Below are 22812 nucleotides of genomic sequence, written 5' to 3'. Positions count from 1 at the left end.
TCAGCTAAAGTATAAAAAGAGCATTTGGTGAATGCCTTGGCGACAGGAGGCGATGAAAGACGTGATAGGCTGCGATAAGCTACGGGGAAGTGCCAATAACTTTTGATCCGTAGATGTCTGAATGGGGAAACCCACTGAATTTATTCAGTATCTTTGAGTGAATAAATAGCTTAAAGAAGCGAACCTAGGGAACTGAAATATCTAAGTACCTAGAGGAAAGGAAATCAACCGAGACTCCGCTAGTAGTGACGAGCGAACGCGGACTAGGCCAGTATCTTTATCATAAAAACTAGAATATTCTGGAAAGGATAGCTATAAAGGGTGATAGCCCCGTATAGGTAAAAAGTGATGAAGATCTCGAGTAGGGCGGGGCACGTGAAACCTTGTCTGAATATGGGGAGACCACTCTCCAAGCCTAAGTACTACCTGACGACCGATAGTGAACAAGTACTGTGAAGGAAAGGTAAAAAGAACCCCGATAAGGGGAGTGAAATAGAACCTGAAACCAAATGCTTACAAGCAGTCGGAGCAGCCTTTCTCGCAAGAGAATGTGTTGTGACGGCGTACCTCTTGTATAATGGGTCAGCGACTTAGTGTATCTAGCAAGGTTAAGCCGATAGGTGTAGCCGTAGTGAAAGCGAGCCTTAATAGGGCGTTAAGTTAGGTGCATTAGACCCGAAACCGGGTGATCTAGTTATGAGCAGGCTGAAGTTAGGGTGAAACCTAACGGAGGGCCGAACCCATCACTGTTGCAAAAGTGAGGGATGACTTGTGACTAGGGGTGAAAGGCCAATCAAACTCGGAAATAGCTGGTTCTCCGCGAAATCTATTTAGGTAGAGCGTTGTCTATTACCATCGGGGGTAGAGCACTGGATCGGCTAGGGGGGCCCAAAGCCCTACCAAACCTAACCAAACTCCGAATACCGATGAGTAGAGGACAGCAGGCAGGCTGTGGGTGATAAGATCCATGGCCGAGAGGGAAACAGCCCAGACCGCCGTCTAAGGTCCCCAAATTATGGTTAAGTGTTAAAGGATGTGGGAATGCCAAAACAACTAGGAGGTTAGCTTAGAAGCAGCTATCCTTTAAAGAAAGCGTAACAGCTCACTAGTCTAATAGCGATCCTGCGCCGAAAATGTAACGGGGCTAAAACCATATACCGAAGACGCGGGTTTATATTCTTTAGAATATAAGCGGTAGCGGAGCGTTGTGTAAGCCTGTGAAGGTGTGTCGTAAGGCATGCTGGAGGTATCACAAGTGAGAATGCTGACATGAGTAGCGTAAAAAAATGTAAGAAACATTTTCGCCGAAAGTCCAAGGGTTCCTACGTAAAGTTAATCTGCGTAGGGTTAGCCGGCCCCTAAGGCGAGGCCGAAAGGCGTAGTCGATGGGAACCACGTTAATATTCGTGGGCCTGCTGGAAGTGACGAAGGCTGAAAGTTGTACTGGGTGATTGGATTCCATGGTGCAACCTAAGACTTCCAGGAAATAACTCCAGCGTATAAGACCGTACCCCAAACCGACACTGGTGGACTGGTAGAGTATACCAAGGCGTAGAGAGAATGATGTTGAAGGAACTAGACAAATTGCATCCGTAACTTCGGGATAAGGATGGCCTTACTTAGGCAACTAAGATAAGGTGGCACATAGCAGGGGGTAGCGACTGTTTATCAAAAACACAAGACTATGCAAACTCGTAAGAGGAAGTATATGGTCTGACGCCTGCCCGGTGCTGGAAGGTTAAGGTGAGGTGTGCAAGCACTGAGCTGAAGCCCCAGTAAACGGCGGCCGTAACTATGACGGTCCTAAGGTAGCGAAATTCCTTGTCGGGTAAGTTCCGACCTGCATGAATGGCGTAACGACTTCCCCATTGTCTCCAACATTAACTCAGCGAAATTGAAATCTCCGTGAAGATGCGGAGTGCCCGCGGTTAGACGGAAAGACCCCGTGAACCTTTACTATAACTTTGCAGTGGTGTTAGGGGTTTGATGTGTAGGATAGGTGGGAGACTATGAAGCGATGGCGCTAGCTGTCGTGGAGTCGCCCTTGAAATACCACCCTTCAAACTTTTGACATCTAACCAAACCTCTTGAATCAGGGGTTGGGACCCTGCATGGTGGGTAGTTTGACTGGGGCGGTCGCCTCCCAAAGCGTAACGGAGGCGTGCGAAGGTAAGCTCAGGTTGGTCGGAAATCAACTGTTAGAGTGCAATGGCATAAGCTTGCCTGACTGCGAGACTGACAAGTCGAGCAGAGACGAAAGTCGGTCATAGTGATCTGGTGGTTCTGTGTGGAAGGGCCATCACTCAACGGATAAAAGGTACTCCGGGGATAACAGGCTGATGAGCTCCAAGCGTCCATAGCGACGAGCTCGTTTGGCACCTCGATGTCGACTCATCACATCCTGGGGCTGGAGAAGGTCCCAAGGGTTCGGCTGTTCGCCGATTAAAGTGGTACGTGAGTTGGGTTCAGAACGTCGTGAGACAGTTTGGTCCCTATCTGCCGTGGGTGTAAGGAAAATTGAGAGAATCTGACTTTAGTACGAGAGGACCGAGTTGGACGTACCACTGGTGTACCAGTTGTTCTGCCAAGAGCAACGCTGGGTAGCTATGTACGGAAGGGATAACCGCTGAAAGCATCTAAGTGGGAAACCCATCTCAAAACTAATTTTCCCAACTAGTGCCGTCAAAGACCATGACGTTGATAGGTCGGGTGTGTAAGTGGAGCAATCCATTGAGCTAACCGATACTAATAGCACGATTGACTTTAGCTGGAAACTAATATCGCTTACAGTGTTAAGCTTATAAATTATTTTCCCAGTGAATTTGAAAATTTCTCACAATACCTCTTATAAAATAGAGGTCTTACTTTTTGGCTTGGTGATTATAGAGCTGGTGAAACACCTGATCCCATTTCGAACTCAGAAGTGAAACCCTTCATCGCCGATGGTACTTTGTCTTAAGGCACGGGAGAGTAGGTTGTTGCCAAGCCTAAAAGTAAGACTTTATAGCATTAAATATATCATTTAAAATTACTAATCTTAAATACTAATATTAATAGCCTTAGCCAAAATACTTAATAAACTTATTTATGTTAGTAGTATTTTTTTAGATTGATTGGTTACTATTTTATAAAGCTTATTACACTAATCCGTGATCAATTCATCATTCTAGCTAAGCTAGTCAAACAAGGATCCTTTTTTTATATCTAATTAAAAAATATTTTTTTAATTGTTAAAAATATAATAATTACCTTATAAGGTATCTATAAAGTATAATTTTTACAACATTAAACAATGCAAATTACTACCGCCCAAATAAAAGCTGCAAGAACATTATTAGGCTGGACTACACAAAATCTTGCCGATTTCTCCGATTTATCCGTAAGCACGATTAATAATTTAGAAAATGATCGGCATTCTACTCATAAAAAGACTATGGAAAAAGTAATGATTACCTTTGAGAAATTTGGGGTATGTTTCGTTGAAAATAGTGGGGTATTAGTTAATTCTTCTATTAAGGTGTATGAAGGGTTGAATGGTATCCAGAAATATTTGGATTATAATTATGAGGTGTTAAAAGCAAGTTCAAGTTACCATAGAATTTTTACTGTTAACGGCGTAGTGCTCAGGCAAAAACTTGGTTCTATGATACAGGTTCATTATGAGAGAATTGCCAAATTGGATAGTGTAAAAGTAAAAATGTTTACTCCGGATGGAAAATTTTTAAATTTTGATAAATATAGTAATTTTAATATCAAGAAAATTCCGCTATATAGCTCCCCATTAGCTGCACATTCATATTTTTCGGGTAATGTAGCTATATTTTGTATGGAAAAATTAAAAGTTATTGTTATCCAAGATCAAGCGTTGTTTGATGTGGGTGTTAAGAATTTTGACTACATATGGGATTCATTTAAATAAACCCTTTTTTGAATAAGGTTGTAATTTTTTATATAATGAATTAGTTAAATTCTTTTATAAAGAAAAAGCGGAGATTGCATCATATGAATGCTAATACTTTTACATCTATTGCTCCATGTTAGCCCAAAATTTCTCTACCGAGTTGAGATTCGGTGAGTAATGGGGGGGTAGCTTAAAGCAAACTGATTTAATTAATTGATCACTTCTCTGAGGTTTATAAAAAGAAATATTATCCATTATTACTACTAATCCTCGGCTTTTACCCAAGTATCTTATTGTTTTATATCTTAAATCTAAACTATAAGGATTCGATGGCATCTTTCTTTATTTTATTCCTAACTTGCTCTGCACTATTTTGAAGAGTTTTTTACAATAACTCATTATTTTATTATGCCATTAAAATAACTACTTTATGCTAAATGTTTTAGTAGCATAATTATATGAGAAAATTTCCGCATACCTTGCATAGCTGATGACTATGTTTAATAGTTTATTTGCCTGCTCTTCGGCTAAGGTTTTCGTTAGCTCTTTTATAAAATGGCTGCGATTTACTTTCTTTCTTTTAGCTAATTTTAATGCTGTTCTGATATTGCTGATAAGTGCGATATTTTCAACTAAATGGCGGGCAAATATTTGTTTACGTTCATCAGTATCTGCTTCGGCATACATTTTACCCGTGGAAGTCAATAAAACATCTCCTTTTTTAATTAATGCAAACTTTAATGTTTTTAATAATTCTAAAATAGGAAACAAACAATCAATAGAAAGGCTTAGTTGTTCAGATAGTCGGTAAATATCAGCCGTGCCGTTATACGGTTCAGCAAATAAAATTTCAATTACCCCGTTTAGCTTATTAGTTGAAATTTGAGCCAGTAAACTCTCATTCTCAACCGATTTAGTAAGTGTATCGGTCGAGTTATTTTTACTTAATGCGTTAGTCATTATGGTATAAATATTATCCACTAAATTTCTCACTTCAGGATCATGTCTATTGCGGGGATGAGATATATTAATTTTTATTTCTGAAACTACCTTGCCCGGATTAGAGGAAAAAATTAAAACTCTATCACAAAGTAAAACTGCTTCTTCAATATTATGGGTTACAATAAGAATCGACTTTAAGCCGGTCTTTTTAACCGACCATAAGTCAATAAATTCAGCTTTAAGTTCAGTAGCAGTTAATATATCAAGGGCAGAGAAAGCTTCATCTAAAAGCAAAATTTTAGGGTTAGTCACTAGTGCTCTTGCAAAACCTATCCTTTGTTTCATGCCGCCCGATAACTCTTTGGGGTAGGCATTTTCATAACCGTCAAGGCCGATTAAAGAAATTGCATCCAGAGCTTTCTTATTAATTTCATCTTTTGGCATATTTTTTGATTCCAGCCCTATTGATACATTCTCAATAACATTTAGCCAAGGGAAAAGTGCAAATGTTTGAAAAACCATTGCAAGCGTACTGGACGGCAAGGGAGCAGGAATACCGTTATATATAATCTCTCCGCTACTCATAGGTAATAATCCTGAAATAATTCTGAGTAAAGTAGACTTACCGCTACCCGAACGTCCTAGTATGCCTACTATCTCTCGTTCATTGAGAGATAAATTGATATCATCTAAAATAACTTTTTTTCCACCATCCGGTTGATCATAATATTTATTAAGATTTTTAAGCTCTAAAATCGGTAAATTAGTTTTAATGGCCATAAATTTCTCCTATCCCAAATGCAAAGTTTTTTCAGTTAATTTATATAAAGGGCGCCATACTAATTTGTTTAAAAGCATAACGTAAAAGCACATAATACATACTCCTAAACTTATGTTATGATATTCTCCCGCAATAGTGTTTTGAGCTATATAAGCGCCTAAACCGGTCGCATAAAGAGTGGTTCCCCCCCAGTTAACAGCTTCTGCAACAATGCTTGCATTCCAAGCTCCTCCTGAAGCGCAAAGAGAGCCGGTAATTATATAAGGAAGAATACTTGGCAGAATAACTTTCCTTATAAAAATTAAGCCTTTAATATTAAATAAAGAAGCAGCTTCAAGGAGTTCTCTCGGCAGTGCTGAAACCCCAGCAATGATATTTAACAAAATATACCATTGTGCACCAAGTATAATCAAAGGGCTAAGCCAAATATTAGGGTTTAAATTATTACTTACGATTATTATAACAAAAAAAGGAAATAACAGATTTGCCGGGAAAGCAGCAAGAAACAATATTACCGGTTGCACCCCTGCAGCTAGCTTTTCATTTAAACCTATATATATTCCGATAGGGATTAATATAATTAAAGCTAAAAATATTAAAACAATAATTCTTAAGGCAGTAATAGCTCCTAAAAAAAGCACATGGGTAAGTTGACTCAAATTACTGAAATTATACAAAAAGCTGAATATATAATAAGCAAGGCTTGCCGTTAGAAACGCAATACTCAGATACCAGGCATAATTGAAGCTCTTACTTTTAGCGATGGCATGTTGTTTATAAGAGGGTAATGATAGGGAGCTTCTAAAACTAAATTTAAAGATTTTGCTTATAAACCAGGAAAAAGGTTTGAATAGAATTTTTAATAATACGGATTTACTTAGTATATTGTAAATCCAAGATCCGCTTATTTCTTGAGCATTTACCATTTCATACTTAAATTTCCTTGCCCAAACTACTAAAGGTTGAAAAATTAGCTTATTATATAAAATGATTAGAATCAGTGTAGTTAGAATTGAATATATAATAGCATGCCAGTCTTTTCGGGCTATTGCAGCACCGAGGTAAGAGCCTATGCCGGGTAGGGTATAATTAATATTACCTACCGATATTGCCTCGGAAGCAACTATGAAAAACCAACTTCCCGATACCGAAACCATAATATTCCAAACTAAACCCGGAATGGCGAAAGGAAGCTCTGCCAGCCAAAATCTTTGCCAGGGAGATAATCCGAAAATAATTGAAGCTTCTATTATATCCTGTGGTACCGTTTTCAATGATTGATGCATGCTAAATGTTATATTCCATACCTGAGAAGTAAAAATGACAAAAATTACCGCCATTTCCACGCCCAATACTTTATGAGGAGAAAGCGCAACAAAGAAAGTAACTGCAAACGAGGCATAGCCTAAAATCGGAATTGATTGCATAACATCTAAAAGGGGAAGAATAATTTCCTCCGCTTTTTTACTTTTTGCAGCGAGTGTAGAGACACAGAGAGCAAATATAAGTGAAAAAATAACCGCAATAAATATTCTTGCCGAGGTCATTAAGGCATAATAGGGTAAGTTAGAACTTGCTAGGGAAATATACTCGGTTTCATAAACGCTAATATTAACATTTGTCTTTTTTGCTGCAAGACTGAGACAGAAAAACATACTAAGTACAATGGTTAATGCCGCTAAATTTAAAAATAATATTTTTACCGGGTTTTGTGCGTTTTTTAAAAATATTATATTTGATTTTAGCATTTTATTCGTCTTTAATATTTTTGCTTATTAATTAAGTATGAGCAGATTTTTTTATATTTTCAATATTATTAAAGAGTAGTGTAAGCTTCTGATAATTATATAACACGGTTTTTTATATGACAAAATATTATTCTAATATTACTACAAAGCTAGGAGATATACTTTTATTATCGGATTCGGAAAATATAACTGGACTATATTTTGTTAAAGAAAAATATATTCCCCAACTCAAACTGGAGTGGCAAAATGACTCGGAACTGGAGATATTAAAATTAGCTGAAAAGCAGCTTAAAGAATATTCATGCGGGAATAGAAGAAAATTTGAAATACCTTATAGTTTCATAAAGTTCACCGAATTTCAAAAAAAAGTATGGGAAGAGCTCAGTAAAATACCTTACGGAAAAACTATAACCTATAAGGAACTGGCAAATAATATCGGTGCTTCGAATAGCATTCGAGCCGTGGCGGCGGCAGTCGGAAGAAATCCGATTTCATTAATTGTGCCTTGCCATCGTGTTATAGGTAGCAATAATTCTCTTACCGGATATGCCGGTGGAATAGAGCTAAAGCACTCTATTCTAACTTTGGAAGGAATTAGAAATATAACTATTTAAAAAACACAACATAAAAATAAATATAAAAATATTTAGCCCAAATGAGCTTTTTGGATTTTATTATAACACTTCGCGAGGTACTTTAGTTGCATCATGCTCAGCGAACTTGGTCGCAAAATTCCAGATATATCCGTTTGGATCTAATACTCTAAAAGCTTTATCACCCCAAAATTTTATTTCTTTACCATGAAGAAATTTTAGCCCATAATCTTTTGCTTTGCAGTAGCTTTCTTCAAGATTATCACAATAAACATAAAAGCTAACTTGCGGAGGACAGTTACTTGAAACGGGAGGTGACATAAAATCTTCCTCTTCAATAGGATTTGGAGGGGCGATCATTAGGTTAATCCCTTTATAAACCAGCCTTGCAAATACAACATTTCCCTCTCGGTCATTGGTAACCTCATGTGCTTTAAATCCGAATACCTCAACATAGAATTTTACTGCTTCATTAGCATCTTTAACACTAATCATAGTAGAAAGGTGATTTAAACCTTCTGCGGTAATCTCATTATTGTTCATATTTCCTCTCATATTTTATAAAACTAAATTTTAACTTTCGGCTGGATAGTGCTTATGCCGCCGTCAATACTAATTGCTTGCCCGGTAATCCAGCTGTTTTCTTCAGCAAGCAGGAAGGTGATTAATCTTGCCGCTTCATCGGGGGTTCCGATTCTTCCTAATGGATGCATTTTCTTTGATGCTTCAAGGGTAAGCGGGTTAGAGGTAACTTTTTTAGACATATCAGTTTCCACAAGTCCCGGGGCTACTGCATTAAACCTTAAGTTTTGATGTGCATAACTTGCAGCGGCTGACATCATAAGGCCAATGACCCCGGCTTTAGCCGCAGCCATTGCCTCATGGCTCGCAAGCCCGATTTTAGCCACCGCCGAAGAGATAAGAACAACCGATCCGCCGTTTAACATATGTTCTCCGGCTGCCCTTACGACTGCGAAAGCTGAAGTTAAATTAGCATTTATGTTTAAATCAAATTCTTCCCGTGTTGTTAAGTGTGCGGGCTTGAGTAAGAACGAGCCGGCACAATTTACCACTCCATGAAGCTCACCGCATAATGATTTAACTTTTGCAAAGCATAAATTTACTGCATCAAAATCAGTTGCATCCAAGATTTCATATTGAACGTTACCGAGTTCATCTGCAATTTTTTTGGTTTTTTCCTTATTTCTGCCGGTAATGAAAACGGTGTTTCCAGATTTAAGCAAATCTTGTGCTACTGATTGACCAATCCTACTAGTTCCCGCAATTATCAGATAATTTGCCATGAGCCCTCTATCACATTGTATTAATCTTATAAGATTTTAATATAGATAGATTAAAAATTTGGTAAATAACTTTTTAAAGGTTTTAAAATTAGTTTAAAAGCAGGGTATCAAGCATTAAATTCATTCTGGAAAGAGGGGTAGTGAATTTGTATGCTTTCCGGTTCGCTAAGTTCCGCTATGGTTTTATTTAATGTTCCGCTAATAAAATTTTCAAAAAAGGAATCTTGATAGTCAGGATAATAGTGTATAATTGTATTTAGTAAAAAGGCCGAAGCTGCTTTAGAAATTTCTACAGTGGTTTTGGATATATAACCATTATCATTTAGTGAATGCGATATTGAAGCACCTGCAGAATAGATTATAAAAACCTTTGAAAAATTAAAAATTTCTGTTGAAAAAGTTTCTAAGTAAGCGGTTGAGAATTTATTATCATTACTGCAAAGCGGCTGTACAAATGTACCGACTGCACTTTTAAGGCTCGTTAATACAAAAGAATAAGTTAAGCTTTGCTTATTATTATAAGTAAGCCTAGCAATAATACTCCATTGAATTAAATCATATAAGAATTCACTGCCGGTTATTAAAGAGTGTGATTGTCTGGTAGTAATGCTGCTATCTAAACAATTTTCCATTTTTATGATGTATATAATAACTATAATTAATTATTATATAATAAACTAATTCTTATTAATTAGAACATGGACATTTGCTAAATTTTTGTGAGCATTCTTTTATATTATTATTAATATATGAATTATTATCCTGATTTAGACAAAGTTCTGCAAGGCCTTCAATAAACTTTGGATGAGTACCAACCGCTTCAACCCTGAAATATCCAGGGCAGCTGTTTTGTTCAGCCAACTCCTTATACATCATATCCAACTCAACTATAGTTTCCGAATGTTCTGAAACAAATGCTATAGGCACCACAACAATAGGTTTCTTATCAGTACTTGCTTTTATTATCTCGTCTTCGGTGGCAGGTTTAAGCCATTCCAGAGGTCCCACTTTACTTTGATAGCAAATTTTATAGTCTAAATTTTCTATATTCAAACCTTCTACAATTGCTTTTACTGTTTGGTTTACCTGCCATTCATAAGGATCTCCCGCTTTAACACGATTAAGAGGGATGCCGTGTGCTGAAAATAGAATTATAGGATGTGCAATATTAACTGCTTCTTCATATTTTTTTCGAGTCAAATCAACATATGCATCAATAAAACCTTGGTTTTGTGGATAGCAGCAAACTGTTCTAGAGGGCGCATGCAAGTTAAATTTATGTGCGGTTTTATGCCAATGTGAAATTGAGGAAGCGGTAGTGGTAGTGGAAAACTGCGGATACAGGGGAAGTAAAATAACTTCATCAGGATTAAAATCTTTTACTCTACTCACCACATCTTCAGTTAAAGGATGCCAGCATCTCATCGCAATAAAAACTTTGAATTCATTGCCGCTCTCCTTATTCAAGCTTAATTCTAAGGCATCTGCCTGAAGCTTTGTCAGTTCTAAGATAGGAGATTTGCCGCCTATTTTTTCATATATTTTCTTTGCGTATTCAGCCCGCCTTGAGGAAATAAATATGGCAAGTAGAAACCTGAAAGGATTTGGAATATTTAAAATAGCTTTATCATAAAACAAATTAAACAAAAAGGGTTTCACTGCATCTAAACTATCGGGCCCACCTAAGTTAAATAATACTACTGCTTTCTTGAATTTATTCATATATAGTTTATATCCTTAAAAATGCTTGTAAAAAGCGAAAAACCGCTGTAGAAAATAAGGCAAAGTTTGCTAAGATTTTATATATATGAAAAAAATAATTTTATCTATACCATTTTTAATTCTTCTAACTAGCTGCAGTAATGATGTTAAATCCAGCTTAGGGCTTAGAAAAGAAGGACCAGATGAGTTTACCGTAGTCTCTTATCCTCCCTTAAGCATACCTCCCGAATTTAATTTAAATGAACCGGGCGTGGATAAAAGAGCATTACCCAGAAGGAATTCCGAAAATGCTGCTAAATACACAGTAGAGGAAAGCCGTTTGCTTAATGCGGTTTCAACCTCGGCAACAAAAAGTGCGGTTAAAGAATCAATAGATAATGAAGCTTTAGGTAAACAAGATACTACAGAAAATCGTGGTTTTATCAGAAAAACTTTAGGATCATTAAATGATGAAAGCGGGAAAGAACCAGTGGTAGATGCTGAATTAGAGAAGGAAAGAATCTCTAATAACCTTAAAGAAGGCAAGCCCGTTAACGAAGGTGAAGTTAAAAATTTAAAGCAAAAGTCCGGCTTTAGTAAACTCTTCGGTTAATTCTTAATAATTTTATATTTAGCCTCAAATCAACCAAACAAGTTAACTGTTTGTTAACCTGTTATATATATAGTAGTGCCATTGAGTATTTTTTGGTTGCACTATGAATGGTTTAGAAGAACAAGGCATTATAAAGAATTTAGTTAACCAACTAAAAGTTAAAGCTGATAAACTGATCGATGAGAAAATAAAAACTCAATTCTTAGAAAATTTAAAATTTCATGAAGAGCTTTCCGAGCATTTATATAAATGCATTCATTTTGTGGCTCCATTCATAAAGATTTCAGATGAGAGCCCAATAAAAAATAATAATCATAGATTAAAAATTGAATCCAGGCGCTTAAATAAAAGCAAAAATGAATTAGAAAAAATTGAAAATGAAAATACATTAGTATTAGAAAAAGCTAATATTATTTTAGATATTCTGATTACATGCCAGAAGCATAATTCAGCAGGTTTGGAAGAAGGGTTCAAGGGAGGGCACTTTAAAATAAATGATAATGGCGAACTTTATGCCAATCTTGAAAAGAGCGGTTTGACTAGAGAAAGAATTTCTTCCCACTATGGGGCGTGTAAAGAAAACGGAGCAGTAGACGGTAAAAGTGACCGTTCGCTAACGGCAGGTAAAATGTTTAGTGAATTCTTATTCGGGTTTACTAATAACCCTCCCGCTACTTGGTTTCAACTTGAAGCAGCCCCTTTAACGAGGGAGAAATTTATTGAAACAAGAGTACAAAAGATATTGAATGATATATTAGAAACTTTAACTGCTATAGTAACCTTAGGGTATACAAGTATTAATTTAAATACTATACAGCATGGATTAGATTGGGTTAATTATGCAATTGTTAACGGTAAACAAAAAAACATCGGGCAATATGGAGCCTCGGAGCATACGGAAAAGAAAACCCCTTTAATAATAGAAAGCGAAATAAAAGTTACAATACCGGAAAATAAAGTAAGTGATAGAGTTAATAATAAAGAAATTACAAGCCTCTCCCCCCGCCTTTAGCTCCGTGAGCTTCTAATGCTTGCACGAATCCGAATTTATGTGATTCCAGGTTTTCTAATTCATTACTATTAAAGTTTTTTACATGTTCCGCCCCCTCATATTTCATAGCTTCCTCCACTCCTCTGGTTTTAACATTATTTACAAAGTTTTCTAATGAAGTTTCCCCGGCTAGCTGATGCGGATTTAATATTTTGTATATCTCATACATTGCAAGCCTGTAGCGTCTTTCTTTTTCTTCTTTAGATAGCTCTACTTCTTGTGCCTCTTCAGGCTCTAAGTCTAAATCTTCTTCCTGTTGTTCTTCATCCTTAACAAGCTCTTTTTTCCTTTTTCTTTTCTTCTTAAGTCCTAGAATCTTTTCTAGAAATTCTATTAGTTCCGGGTCTATATTATTTTCGTCTAAGTTAAGAACCATATATTCAAATAGCATAGCCATTAAGCTGATATCTACCGCAATCTCTTGAGAGCCTACCTCATTTCCTTTTGAAAAAGCCTTTTTAAGGTCATAAGCAATATTAATTAATTTAATAAGAGATTCCAAATCCATATTGTTGACGGTTTTTTTATCATCCGAGGAGTTATCAGGCTTTTGACTCATGCAATTAGTGTAAAAAACATTTTGCTATATCATTTTATTATATAATCGGTATTTTCATTTTTAAACATAAATTATATAGTATAAGAATGATTATTAAAATCTTCTTAAATATTAACAAAGGTAATGTATGAAAAAAATTGCCGTGATTTTAGCCGGATGTGGCCATCAGGACGGTTCTGAAATCAGAGAATCCGTTCTAACCTTACTTGAGCTTGATAAGTATAATGTAAAGGTAGCGATATTTGCTCCAAACGTTAAACAATATGATGTTATTAATCATCTTGACGGGAGCGTGATGAATGAAAGTAGAAATTTATTAGTTGAAGCTGCAAGAATAGCGAGGGGGGAAATTAGCGCCCTGGATAAATTAAAAAGTAAAGATTTTGATGCACTCATTATTCCGGGTGGGTACGGAGTGGCTAAAAATTTAGCGGATATTGCGCAAAAAGGTGAAAAGGGTGAAGCTATACCTGAAGTGAAGAATATAATTAATGATTTCATAAGAGAGAAAAAACCGATAGGGGCAATATGTATTGCCCCCGTAGTAGTAGCTCAAGCAGTAAAAGGTTCTTATAAAGTAAAACTTACCTTAGGCGAAGAAAATAATCTGCTTACTGCATTCTCAGCCGAGCAAGAAGTTTGCCCGACTGAATCATGTGTATATGATGAAAAAAATAAGATAGTATCTACTCCAGCATATATGAGAAATGAAAGAATATCGAGAGTAGCTAGGGGAATTGAACAATTGGTAAAAAAGGTGGTAGAAATATGCTAAAGGTTAATTATTGTATACTTGTGGCGGCATTTTTAATACAGCTAAATATAGCTAAGGAAGCCTATAGTAATTTTGATGCACAGTTTAATACTCAGTGCCCGTTAACTCCGTCAATTTGGGATGATATTCCATTTGAAGGCAAAGTTATTAAAAATAATAATTTAAGAAAAAAGGCAGGTTCACCAGATTTTGCAGAAGGTGAATTTATTAATATTACCGGAAAAATTTTAGATAGTAATTGCGTACCGGTAGCTGAAGCGGTAATTGAAATTTGGCAGGCGGATGCATCAGGCAATATAGTTCTGGCAAATAACCAGATCGATAAAAACTTTGCCTATACCGGAACTGCAATCACTAACAACCTAGGGCAATATAATTTTTTTACCATATTCCCCGGTGTTGTTGATAAGCAAGCTCCACGTATACATTTTAAAGTTAAGCACCCTGATTTTTTGCCGTTTGAAAGTTATATGTATTTTCCTAACAACAATTTGAATGAATTTGATGCTTCTCTTAAAAATATTGTAGACAAAAAAGAAAAAAACCTTTTAATTTCCGCCTACACTGAGTCCTCTAATGTTCCGGTGACATATAGCTTTAATTTAACTCTTGAGGGAGTTAATAAATATAAACGTTATTAATAAACGGAGAATCATATGACATTTTTACAAGTTGCTACCTTATCTTTAGTTTTAGGCGTGGCATCTAAAGCAGTTGCCTGCGAATCTCATGCTTCTGCGCAATCTGCTGCTGATGAAGGCCAACAAAGCGAGCAAAGCCATGGAGATACCAATACACCTGTTGAAAGCAATTAATTAATATATAAACAAGCTTTTAAAAAATAGGGATATTAAGTATCCCTTTTTTTATTTTGCTTAATTTTTTAAATCTCTAATTGTTTTTGGATAAGTGATTGATAGGGAGCACCTAAATGCTTTAAGCAAGCTTCGGTTAACATTCTTCCTCTAGGTGTTCTTGCTAAAAAACCAATCTGTAGCAGATAAGGCTCTATGGTATCTTCTAATGTATCCTTATCTTCCGATAAACCGGCAGCTATAGTTTCAATTCCGACCGGTCCGCCTTTATAATTTTCAGCAATATAGTTTATATACTTCCTATCTAATTTATCTAAACCGAATTCATCGATATCTAAGCTGTTTAAAGTTTCTTTAATTTCTTCAAGCCCGACTTTAGCGCTCTTTAAATGCTCGGCAAAATCCCGAACTCTTTTCAGTAGTCTCATAGCAATTCTGGGGGTGCCTCTTGAGCGCTTAGCAAGTTCAAATGCAGCTTGCATGTCAATATTGATATTATATAAGATTGCTCCTCTTTCCACCACTTTTACCAACTCTTCCCGGTTATAGAAATCTAACTTAAGCGGTATTCCGAATCTATCTTTTAAAGGATTGGTAAGTAGTCCTAATCTCGTCGTTGCTCCAACTAAAGTAAATTTCGGCAAAGATATTTTAACTGCTCTTGCAGCAGGTCCTTCACCGATTATTATATCAATATAGAAATCTTCCATTGCTGAATATAAAACTTCTTCAACTGCGCTGGGAAGCCTGTGAATTTCATCAATAAATAAAACATCATTTTCTTGTAAATTGGTAAGGATTGCAGCCAAATCCCCGGATTTAGTAAGAACAGGGCCTGATGACATTTTTACGCCCACTTCCAGCTCATTGGCAATTATTTGCGATAATGTGGTCTTTCCAAGTCCGGGAGGGCCATAAAAAAGCACATGATCCAAAGCTTCACCTCTGGCTTTAGTCGCATTTATGAAAATCGATAAATTTTTCTTTAAATCATGCTGGCCAATGAACTCATTAAGTTTTTTAGGCCTTAAAGTTAATTCATTTTCTTCGCTTTGCGGGTTATAGAATCTGTTTGATTGAGTCACTATTAACTCTTAATTAAAAAATTTTACCGTCTCTTATAGTCATGACTTTATCAGTTTTTCCTGCAAGTTCAACATTATGTGTAACGATAATTGCAGATAATTTCCTTTCCCTGGCTTGTTTTATGATTATATTAATTACTTTTTCAGCGTTCGCATTATCCAGGTTTCCGGTAGGTTCGTCAGCCAGTATTAATTGCGGCTTATTAATTAAGCTTCTCGCAATGGCGACTCTCTGCTGTTCTCCGCCTGAAAGCTCGGAAGGCATACTGTTTAATCGCTCCTTAAGCCCTAAAGAGTCTAAGAGTATAATTGCTTCTTCCTTTACTTCATTCTCGCTTTTGTCTAATAGCATCCCGGGTATCATTACATTTTCCAATGCGGTAAATTCAGGAAGTAAATGATGGAATTGGTAAATAAAACCGAGGCTTTCCCGACGAATTTTAGTTCTTAATCTATCAGAGCTTTTAGAGCAATCCCGGTCATTGAAATATATCTTTCCCGAAGACGGGTTTTCAAGCAGGCCTGCAATAGATAAAAAAGTACTTTTGCCGGAACCTGATGGGCCGACTAAAGCTATAATCTCACCTTCTTCAAGGGTGAATGTAATATCATCTAATACTCCTAGGCTTGATTCACCTTGCTTAAAAGTTTTACTGATATTTTCTAAGCGAAGAAGAGTCACTCACTTAGCTACTTAGTTTTTTCTCTTCAAAGAGTACGTGCTTTCTTAATTTAGGATCGTATTTTTTAAAATTAAGTTTTTTAGTCAATTTTTTCGGGTTTTTCTTTTTTACAAAAAAAGAACCTGTACCTTCACTGCTCGCAAGTTTGATCAGCACTATATTTTTCTTTGCCATTTGCTTTTTAAACCAATTGAAATTTGTGAAACAATATTAGTTACTTTGTGTGTTTAGTCAATAAAAAAAGCCTTTAGATTTACTAAAGGCCTCTTAAGAGTTGTGTAAAACTAATTAGCCTTTACAAGCCGTGCCTCCGGAGAGAAGTTGTACAACATCCGGTGCTCCGAATAAAATACCCATACCGACTCCGACTGCAATTGCCACACCCCAGGTCACTTTACCTAAGAAAAGCATTATAGCTAAAGATATAACTATCAAAATAGCAATCGATCTACCGATGTTACCGGTAAGTTGGTTAACGGCATTACACAATGTTTCAGTGATTTTTGTATCATCTGCGCCTTGTGCATAAGAATTAGTCGGCATTAATGCAGAAATACTCAGCATTATTACCATAATAATCTTAACTAAAAAGTTTTTGTTAATATAATTCAACCCTGAGGCTTGCATTATTCTCTCCCTTATATTTTAAATATTTTGTGCTTATGTTGAATTTAAACTCTAAATTTTATTATTCAACCATTACATACTCTTTAGATAGTAACAAGGTCATTAGCTATAAACAATATTTTTTTAATATAAGGTATCTAAAATAAATTTTACTGAAATAAAAATTTCCTTATTTATAGATATAATAAAGGCTTTAAATGCCTTGGATGAAATTGATTGATGTGGTTATAAATCAGTTAAGTATTAAATTATTAAACATTTTTATAAAGCTTTATCTTGAAGTTCTATCCAAGATTTGTAATTATGTATTTAGGATCAATATTTTATTGTTAATATGAGTGAATCAAAACCTTTAAAAAATTTCAAAGTTCAAAAAGGTAAAGAGCATAATTTAGAAGCTGCCGGTAAACAAACTAAGAAATTTAATATTTATCGCTATAATCCGGATGAAGATAAAGATCCGCAGGTTGATACTTATCATATTGATTTAGATAATTGCGGTCCTATGGTCTTGGATGCTTTAATAAAAATTAAAGATGAAGTAGACAGCACTCTTACATTCAGGAGATCATGCAGAGAAGGTATCTGCGGTAGTTGCGCAATGAACATTGACGGTACTAATACTTTAGCGTGCACAAAAGCAATATGCGATGTTAAAGGTGATGTAAAAATTTATCCTCTGCCGCATATGCCGGTTGTAAAAGATTTAATCCCGGATCTTACGCATTTTTATGCGCAGCTTAGATCGGTTGAGCCGTGGTTAAAGACTGAGCAGGACGGAGCTTCAGGTAAGGAGAGGCTACAATCGCCGGAAGACAGAGAAAAACTTGATGGTTTATATGAATGCATATTATGTGCTTGCTGTTCAACCAGCTGCCCGAGTTATTGGTGGAACGGTGATAAATATTTAGGCCCGGCAATATTGTTGCAAACTTACCGATGGATAATCGACAGTCGAGATGAATTTACCGGAGAAAGGCTGGATGATTTAGAAGATTCTTTCAAGCTTTACAGGTGTCACACCATTATGAATTGCACCAAAACTTGTCCTAAAGGTTTGAACCCGGCGAAAGCTATTTCAAAAATTAAAGAAATGTTAGTTGAAAGACAGCAATAGTTTTGTTATAGAGAAATCAAAAGTATGCAGACTTTCATGAAAAAATTTAATAAACATCTACTAACGATATCTTTAATCGCTTTTCTTAGTGCTTGTAATTCGAGTAAAAAAGATGCGGATAATAAAGTTTCACATAATCCCTCCGAACTTTATAGTGAAGGGAACCTGGCAATAAAAGAAAGCAAATATAAATCAGCGATAAAAAGCTTTGAGACTATAGAAAGAGAGCACCCGGCCTCACCGCTTGCTCCTGAAGCAACAGTAAAAAAAGCTTATAGCTTCTATTTGGATGATGAATTCGATGATGCCATATTTACCGTTGAAGATTTCTTAAAGCAGTATCCGAGTCATCATAGTGTTGCATACATGTATTATTTAAAAGCGCTATGCTATTATGATCAGATAGTTGATATCGGAAGGGATCAACAGCTGACAAGAGAAGCTTTAGAGGCATTAGAAGAAGTGGTTACCCGTTTTCCGGATTCCGAATATGCCAATGATGCTAAACTAAAAATTGATTTAGCATTTAATCAACTGGCGGGTAAAGAGATGAATATCGGTTTATCTTATTTACATAAAGGTAATTTAATTGCAGCTTTAAACCGGTTTAAAGTAGTGGTTAGTGAGTACGATACAACCATATTCGTGCCTGAAGCACTTTACAGGATGACGGAAATTTATTATTCGCTCGGTGCAATTGACCAAGCAAAGAAATATGTATCCGTGCTCGGGTATAACTATCCGAACAATAAATGGTATAGTAAAGCTTATAATTTACTTGAATCCAATATCAATGAACCGCAACCCTCAATCACTAAGAGAATAATCAGTAAAATATGGTAAACGGAGTTATGAATAGCCAGCTATATAGTATATCCCCGATTGAGGTAGGTATCATCCATTTTATAGGGATCGGCGGTATAGGTATGAGCGGAATGGCGGAGATATTAAAAAATCTCGGCTATCAAGTGCAGGGCTCGGATATAAGCGATTCCTATGTAACCGAGCGTCTGGAAAAATTAGGTATAACCATATTTATCGGACACAAAGAAGAAAACGTTAAAGATGCTGCGATTATAGTTAGGTCAACTGCGATTAATCCATTTAATCCGGAGATAATTGCGGCAAAAAATCTTAATATACCGATTATTAAACGTTCGGAAATGTTAGCTGAAATTATGAGGTTTAAGCATTGTATAGCAGTTTCCGGAACTCACGGAAAAACTACTACTACTTCCTTGGTAGCTAAAATGCTCGAAGAAGCGGGTCTAAACCCAACTGTAATTAACGGCGGTATAATTAACGAACTTGGTACTAATGCCAGATTAGGTTCAGGCAAATTCCTGGTAGCTGAAGCAGATGAATCGGATGGTACGTTTATCAGTATCCCTGCTTTTGTTGCAGTTGTAACTAATATAGATCCCGAGCATTTAGATTATTACGGTAGTTTTGAAAATGCAAAAGATGCATATTTTAAATTTATTGAAAACTTGCCTTTTTATGGTTTCGGAGTGCTTTGTTTTGACCATGAAACAGTAAGGGAGATCGCTGCAAGAGTTACTAATCGGTTAATCGTTTCATATGGTATTAATAATAAGAATGCTGATTTAGTGGCTGTAAATATTAATCAAGCGCTTGAAAAGATAACATTTGATGTCAAAATATCGGAAACTTTACAGAAACACTTAAAGATTGATTTTAACGAGATTAAAGATATTAAACTCAGTATCTCGGGAGAGCATAATTTACTTAACTCATTAGCAGCAGTGGCTGTTGCTTTAAAGCTTAACATCAGCAAAGAGTTAATCCAAAAAGGGTTAAGTACTTTTCAAGGTGTAAAAAGAAGATTCACTAAGGTTGCGGAAATAAACGGCATTTCTATTATTGATGATTATGCGCATCATCCTATAGAAATTAAGGCTACGTTAAAAACTGCCCGTAAAATTGCCGATGACAAGGGTTCTAAAGTGATAGCAATTGCTCAGCCGCACAGGTATTCAAGGCTGAAAGATTTAATGGATGAGTTTAGTGCTTGCTTTAAAGAAGCCGATACTTTGTATATATCGGAAGTCTATCCTGCGGGTGAAGAACCTATAAATGGAATTGACTCTCAAGCACTAGTACAAAATATCAAAAAAACTACCGGTCAGGAAGTTTACTTATTACCTGATCATAACCAAATAGCATCAATACTGAAAAGCACCATACAACCAAATGACCTGATAATTTTTCTAGGTGCCGGGAATGTAACTAAATGGGCATACCAATTGCCTGAACAATTAGCAAATTTACAAAAAATTAAAGTTGCTTAAAATATGGGAGGAAGCTTTGATTATGAATAACATTTTAAAGAAAATGGCTTTTTTGATAGGATTTAGTTCATTTACTATACCCTATGTATCTAATGCATATTCTATAGCGGATGCAATAAGGGCTTCAAGGGCTAACAATCTGGATATTAAAGCAAGTAGAGATGATTTGCAATCTACTAAATCCCTAAAGTATAAAGCCTTTGCCGGAGTTATGCCCAACATTAATGCTGAAAGTAATTTTACTAACACGGATTATAAGTCGCAAGCATATAAGAATAGGGTACAAAATCCGAATAGAAGTGAATTATCTCTTAATGTTGTACAGCCTTTATTCAGTGGCGGAAGCACTTTATTTGATTTAAATTACGCAAAAAACTCGATTAATTCTGCTCAAGCCAATCTGCTAAATACTAAAGAAAAGATAATTTTAAGTACTATTAATGCTTATGAAGACCTGCTTACTAAGCGAGAGCTCTATAATTTAAGCATTAAAAAAGAAGAAGCAATAAGCAACCACTTAAAGGCAACCCAAGCTAAGTTAGAGTTGGGAGAAGCAACTATCACCGATGTTTCTTTAGCTACTTCAAGGCTTGCCGCTGCAATCTCGGATAAAGAGCAGGCAAAAGGTGCGGTGATTGCTGCGGAAGCTAATTTTACTGCCATAACTGGGGATCCGGTTCCTGCTAATATGGAACCGATCAAATTAGAAAAAATGAGTATACCGGCTAATCTTGAGCAATTTATGGAAGCGGCTATACAAAAAAATTCTAATATTCAGAAAACAAAAAGCGATGCATACGCTGCTAAAAATCAAAAACAAAAAGCATTCTCCGCACTTTCTCCTAAAGTGAATGCATTTGCTCAGTTTAATCGAAATGATGACCTCAAAATTGCCAGAAGCGATGGGGATACTTACGGTGTACAAGTTAAGGTTCCTATTTTCCAAGGCGGAGCTGAATATGCGGATATTAGGAGTAGTAAATACCAAGAGCGTAGAGCACAACACCTGCATGAGGCCACGATTACTGGGGTTACTCAAAAAGTTATACAGGCATGGAGCGAATATTATACTACTAAAGCAGTTATTGAATCTTCGGCAAAAGCTGTAGTTGCAGCGCAAAATGCATTATTCGGTACAGAAGAAGAAGCTAAGGTCGGCACTAAAACAACACTTGATATATTGGATGCCGAAAATGAGTTATTTGCTGCTAAGATTAAGAATGCGGAAGCTCATAAAAATAATGTAATAGCTTTATTTAGTATACACGCTTTAATGAGTACTTTAAATCAAATGGATTTTAATAACTATTAATTTACTTTTATTTTCTGAGCTTTAATTGGGCTGCATTTAAAAAAATAATATATTTAAAGATTTTTTGATAAATTATTTTTTGGTATTCTAATTTTTACAAAAGCAGAGATTGAGGTTTAAACGATAAGCGCATATAATACCAGAATGAAATAATGGTAGTATAACTTGAAAGATAAAAGCTTTAGAAATACAAAACAAAAACTTAAAACAGCCAAGGGAAGAAAAATCGGTTCGATTAATTGGTTGCAACGCCATATAAATGATCCTTACGTGAACCTTTGCAAGAAGAAAGGATATAGATCAAGAGCTGCATTTAAATTACTTGAAATAGATGAAAAATTCAAAATTTTAAATAATGTAAAGTGCATAATAGATCTGGGAGCAGCTCCGGGCGGGTGGCTGCAGATCGCAAAAGAAAAGGCGAATAAAGCAAAAATAATTGGGATAGATTTAAAAGAAATCAAGCCGGTAGAAGGGGTGCTTTTAATTGAAGGTGATTTTTTAGAGCTAATTGACAATAATGAATTCCAAGGAGCTTTACCTGATAAAGTTGATGTCGTGCTCTCCGACATGGCGGCTAATGCCTGCGGTGATAGGCAGATTGATCACTTAAGATTAGTTGAGCTGGTGGGGTTTGCTTTAGAGTTTGCATTTAAAAAATTAAATAAGGGTGGATGCTTTGTTGCTAAACTTTTAAAAGGTAAGGAAGAAAAATTCCTCCTTGATGAAGCAAAAAAACATTTTCAGACAGTAAAATACTTTAAGCCGGATGCGAGCTATGATGATTCATCAGAAGTATACCTAATAGCTTTGAAATTTAAGAATCAACAAACAGAAAATTTATAAGCATACTATTATTACTTAACCAGCAAACAAAAACTTCTCATATTTTT

The 22812-nt window shown here is 35.9% G+C and carries 24 protein-coding genes and 2 rRNA genes; 14 read left to right on the top strand and 12 right to left on the bottom strand.

Annotated elements, in window-relative coordinates:
- The first annotated feature begins 3 nt into the window (after positions 1-3).
- The 3 genes from I862_RS03835 (at position 4) to I862_RS07845 (ending at position 3919) form a co-directional block, all read left to right on the top strand.
- A 23S ribosomal RNA gene (locus tag I862_RS03835) occupies positions 4-2770 on the top strand.
- A gap of 102 nt (positions 2771-2872) precedes the next feature.
- Positions 2873-2987 (top strand): 5S ribosomal RNA (rrf, locus tag I862_RS03830).
- 305 nt (positions 2988-3292) lie between these two features.
- A complete protein-coding gene (locus I862_RS07845; protein ID WP_052646385.1) occupies positions 3293-3919 on the top strand; it encodes a helix-turn-helix transcriptional regulator in 627 nt (208 codons plus the stop codon).
- Positions 3920-4024: 105 nt separating this feature from the next.
- Here the strand turns inward: I862_RS07845 and I862_RS08835 are convergent, their stop codons facing one another.
- The 3 genes from I862_RS08835 to I862_RS03810 all read right to left on the bottom strand — a co-directional run bounded on the left by I862_RS08835 (position 4025) and on the right by I862_RS03810 (position 7372).
- Complete coding sequence (locus tag I862_RS08835; protein WP_038539104.1) at positions 4025-4237, bottom strand: transposase; 213 nt, start codon at positions 4235-4237, stop codon at positions 4025-4027.
- An 87-nt stretch (positions 4238-4324) separates the two neighbouring features.
- Positions 4325-5623, bottom strand: coding sequence for an ABC transporter ATP-binding protein (locus I862_RS03815; RefSeq protein WP_038539101.1), 1299 nt, complete (start codon positions 5621-5623; stop codon positions 4325-4327).
- 9 nt (positions 5624-5632) lie between these two features.
- The gene (locus I862_RS03810; protein ID WP_038539098.1) at positions 5633-7372 is read right to left on the bottom strand and encodes an ABC transporter permease; all 1740 of its coding nucleotides are present in this window, start codon (positions 7370-7372) and stop codon (positions 5633-5635) included.
- A gap of 116 nt (positions 7373-7488) precedes the next feature.
- Here I862_RS03810 and I862_RS03805 point away from each other — a divergent pair, with 116 nt between their 5' ends.
- A complete protein-coding gene (locus I862_RS03805) occupies positions 7489-7986 on the top strand; it encodes a methylated-DNA--[protein]-cysteine S-methyltransferase (protein WP_038539095.1) in 498 nt (165 codons plus the stop codon).
- Between the two features lie 60 nt (positions 7987-8046).
- Here I862_RS03805 and I862_RS03800 read toward each other — a convergent pair whose 3' ends face one another.
- The 4 genes from I862_RS03800 to hemH all read right to left on the bottom strand — a co-directional run bounded on the left by I862_RS03800 (position 8047) and on the right by hemH (position 10991).
- Positions 8047-8508 carry a VOC family protein gene (locus I862_RS03800; protein ID WP_158499265.1) on the bottom strand — a complete coding sequence of 154 codons (462 nt, stop codon included), beginning with the start codon at positions 8506-8508 and terminating at the stop codon, positions 8047-8049.
- 23 nt (positions 8509-8531) lie between these two features.
- Positions 8532-9269, bottom strand: coding sequence for an SDR family NAD(P)-dependent oxidoreductase (locus tag I862_RS03795; RefSeq protein WP_038539089.1), 738 nt, complete (start codon positions 9267-9269; stop codon positions 8532-8534).
- Between the two features lie 107 nt (positions 9270-9376).
- Positions 9377-9901 (bottom strand): hypothetical protein, encoded by a 525-nt coding sequence (locus I862_RS03790; protein WP_038539086.1) that lies wholly within the window; start codon positions 9899-9901, stop codon positions 9377-9379.
- A 55-nt stretch (positions 9902-9956) separates the two neighbouring features.
- Complete coding sequence (hemH, locus tag I862_RS03785) at positions 9957-10991, bottom strand: ferrochelatase (protein ID WP_038539083.1); 1035 nt, start codon at positions 10989-10991, stop codon at positions 9957-9959.
- Positions 10992-11076: 85 nt separating this feature from the next.
- Here hemH and I862_RS03780 point away from each other — a divergent pair, with 85 nt between their 5' ends.
- Both I862_RS03780 and I862_RS03775 read left to right on the top strand, forming a co-directional pair.
- Positions 11077-11583, top strand: coding sequence for a DUF3035 domain-containing protein (locus I862_RS03780; protein WP_038539082.1), 507 nt, complete (start codon positions 11077-11079; stop codon positions 11581-11583).
- A gap of 103 nt (positions 11584-11686) precedes the next feature.
- Entirely contained in the window at positions 11687-12595 is a 909-nt protein-coding gene (locus tag I862_RS03775; RefSeq protein WP_038539079.1) for a hypothetical protein, read from the top strand.
- Here I862_RS03775 and I862_RS03770 read toward each other — a convergent pair.
- Complete coding sequence (locus I862_RS03770; protein WP_038539077.1) at positions 12570-13193, bottom strand: DUF5394 family protein; 624 nt, start codon at positions 13191-13193, stop codon at positions 12570-12572. The genes I862_RS03775 and I862_RS03770 overlap by 26 nt on opposite strands.
- A gap of 127 nt (positions 13194-13320) precedes the next feature.
- On the opposite strand from I862_RS03770, the gene elbB reads away from it, so the two are divergent.
- From elbB to I862_RS08395, 3 genes are read left to right on the top strand one after another with little or no spacing between them, the layout of a single operon-like run.
- Positions 13321-13968, top strand: a complete 648-nt coding sequence (gene elbB, locus I862_RS03765; RefSeq protein WP_038539076.1) for an isoprenoid biosynthesis glyoxalase ElbB — start codon at positions 13321-13323, stop codon at positions 13966-13968.
- Entirely contained in the window at positions 13962-14609 is a 648-nt protein-coding gene (locus tag I862_RS03760) for a dioxygenase family protein (protein WP_052646383.1), read from the top strand. The genes elbB and I862_RS03760 overlap by 7 nt, the downstream gene beginning before the upstream one ends.
- 15 nt (positions 14610-14624) lie before the next feature.
- The gene (locus tag I862_RS08395; protein WP_158499264.1) at positions 14625-14783 is read left to right on the top strand and encodes a hypothetical protein; all 159 of its coding nucleotides are present in this window, start codon (positions 14625-14627) and stop codon (positions 14781-14783) included.
- A 68-nt stretch (positions 14784-14851) separates the two neighbouring features.
- Here I862_RS08395 and ruvB read toward each other — a convergent pair whose 3' ends face one another.
- The 4 genes from ruvB to I862_RS03740 form a co-directional block, all read right to left on the bottom strand.
- On the bottom strand, positions 14852-15868 hold the full coding sequence (ruvB, locus tag I862_RS03755; RefSeq protein WP_038539074.1) for a Holliday junction branch migration DNA helicase RuvB: 1017 nt from the start codon (positions 15866-15868) through the stop codon (positions 14852-14854).
- 13 nt (positions 15869-15881) lie between these two features.
- The gene (locus tag I862_RS03750; protein ID WP_038539072.1) at positions 15882-16550 is read right to left on the bottom strand and encodes an ABC transporter ATP-binding protein; all 669 of its coding nucleotides are present in this window, start codon (positions 16548-16550) and stop codon (positions 15882-15884) included.
- Between the two features lie 4 nt (positions 16551-16554).
- Positions 16555-16725, bottom strand: coding sequence for a 50S ribosomal protein L33 (gene rpmG / locus I862_RS03745; protein WP_038539070.1), 171 nt, complete (start codon positions 16723-16725; stop codon positions 16555-16557).
- 114 nt (positions 16726-16839) lie between these two features.
- Positions 16840-17178 carry a TrbC/VirB2 family type IV secretion system protein gene (locus I862_RS03740; protein ID WP_038539068.1) on the bottom strand — a complete coding sequence of 113 codons (339 nt, stop codon included), beginning with the start codon at positions 17176-17178 and terminating at the stop codon, positions 16840-16842.
- Positions 17179-17512: 334 nt separating this feature from the next.
- Here I862_RS03740 and I862_RS03735 point away from each other — a divergent pair, with 334 nt between their 5' ends.
- The 5 genes from I862_RS03735 (at position 17513) to I862_RS03715 (ending at position 22765) form a co-directional block, all read left to right on the top strand.
- Positions 17513-18295 (top strand): succinate dehydrogenase iron-sulfur subunit, encoded by a 783-nt coding sequence (locus I862_RS03735; RefSeq protein ID WP_038539066.1) that lies wholly within the window; start codon positions 17513-17515, stop codon positions 18293-18295.
- Positions 18296-18331: 36 nt separating this feature from the next.
- Positions 18332-19138 carry an outer membrane protein assembly factor BamD gene (locus I862_RS03730; RefSeq protein WP_038539064.1) on the top strand — a complete coding sequence of 269 codons (807 nt, stop codon included), beginning with the start codon at positions 18332-18334 and terminating at the stop codon, positions 19136-19138.
- Positions 19132-20607 (top strand): UDP-N-acetylmuramate--L-alanine ligase, encoded by a 1476-nt coding sequence (murC, locus tag I862_RS03725; RefSeq protein WP_199398828.1) that lies wholly within the window; start codon positions 19132-19134, stop codon positions 20605-20607. Before I862_RS03730 ends, murC begins: the two co-directional genes overlap by 7 nt.
- Before the next feature lie 22 nt (positions 20608-20629).
- Positions 20630-21919: a TolC family outer membrane protein gene (locus tag I862_RS03720; RefSeq protein WP_148299479.1), complete on the top strand. Its 1290-nt coding sequence runs from the start codon at positions 20630-20632 to the stop codon at positions 21917-21919.
- A gap of 165 nt (positions 21920-22084) precedes the next feature.
- The gene (locus I862_RS03715) at positions 22085-22765 is read left to right on the top strand and encodes an RlmE family RNA methyltransferase (RefSeq protein WP_038539060.1); all 681 of its coding nucleotides are present in this window, start codon (positions 22085-22087) and stop codon (positions 22763-22765) included.
- The last annotated feature ends 47 nt before the right edge of the window (positions 22766-22812 follow it).

The sequence above is a fragment of the endosymbiont of Acanthamoeba sp. UWC8 genome (assembly GCF_000730245.1).
Classification (GTDB): Bacteria; Pseudomonadota; Alphaproteobacteria; order Rickettsiales; family Midichloriaceae; genus Jidaibacter.
This window is presented reverse-complemented; position numbering and strand designations above follow the sequence as displayed.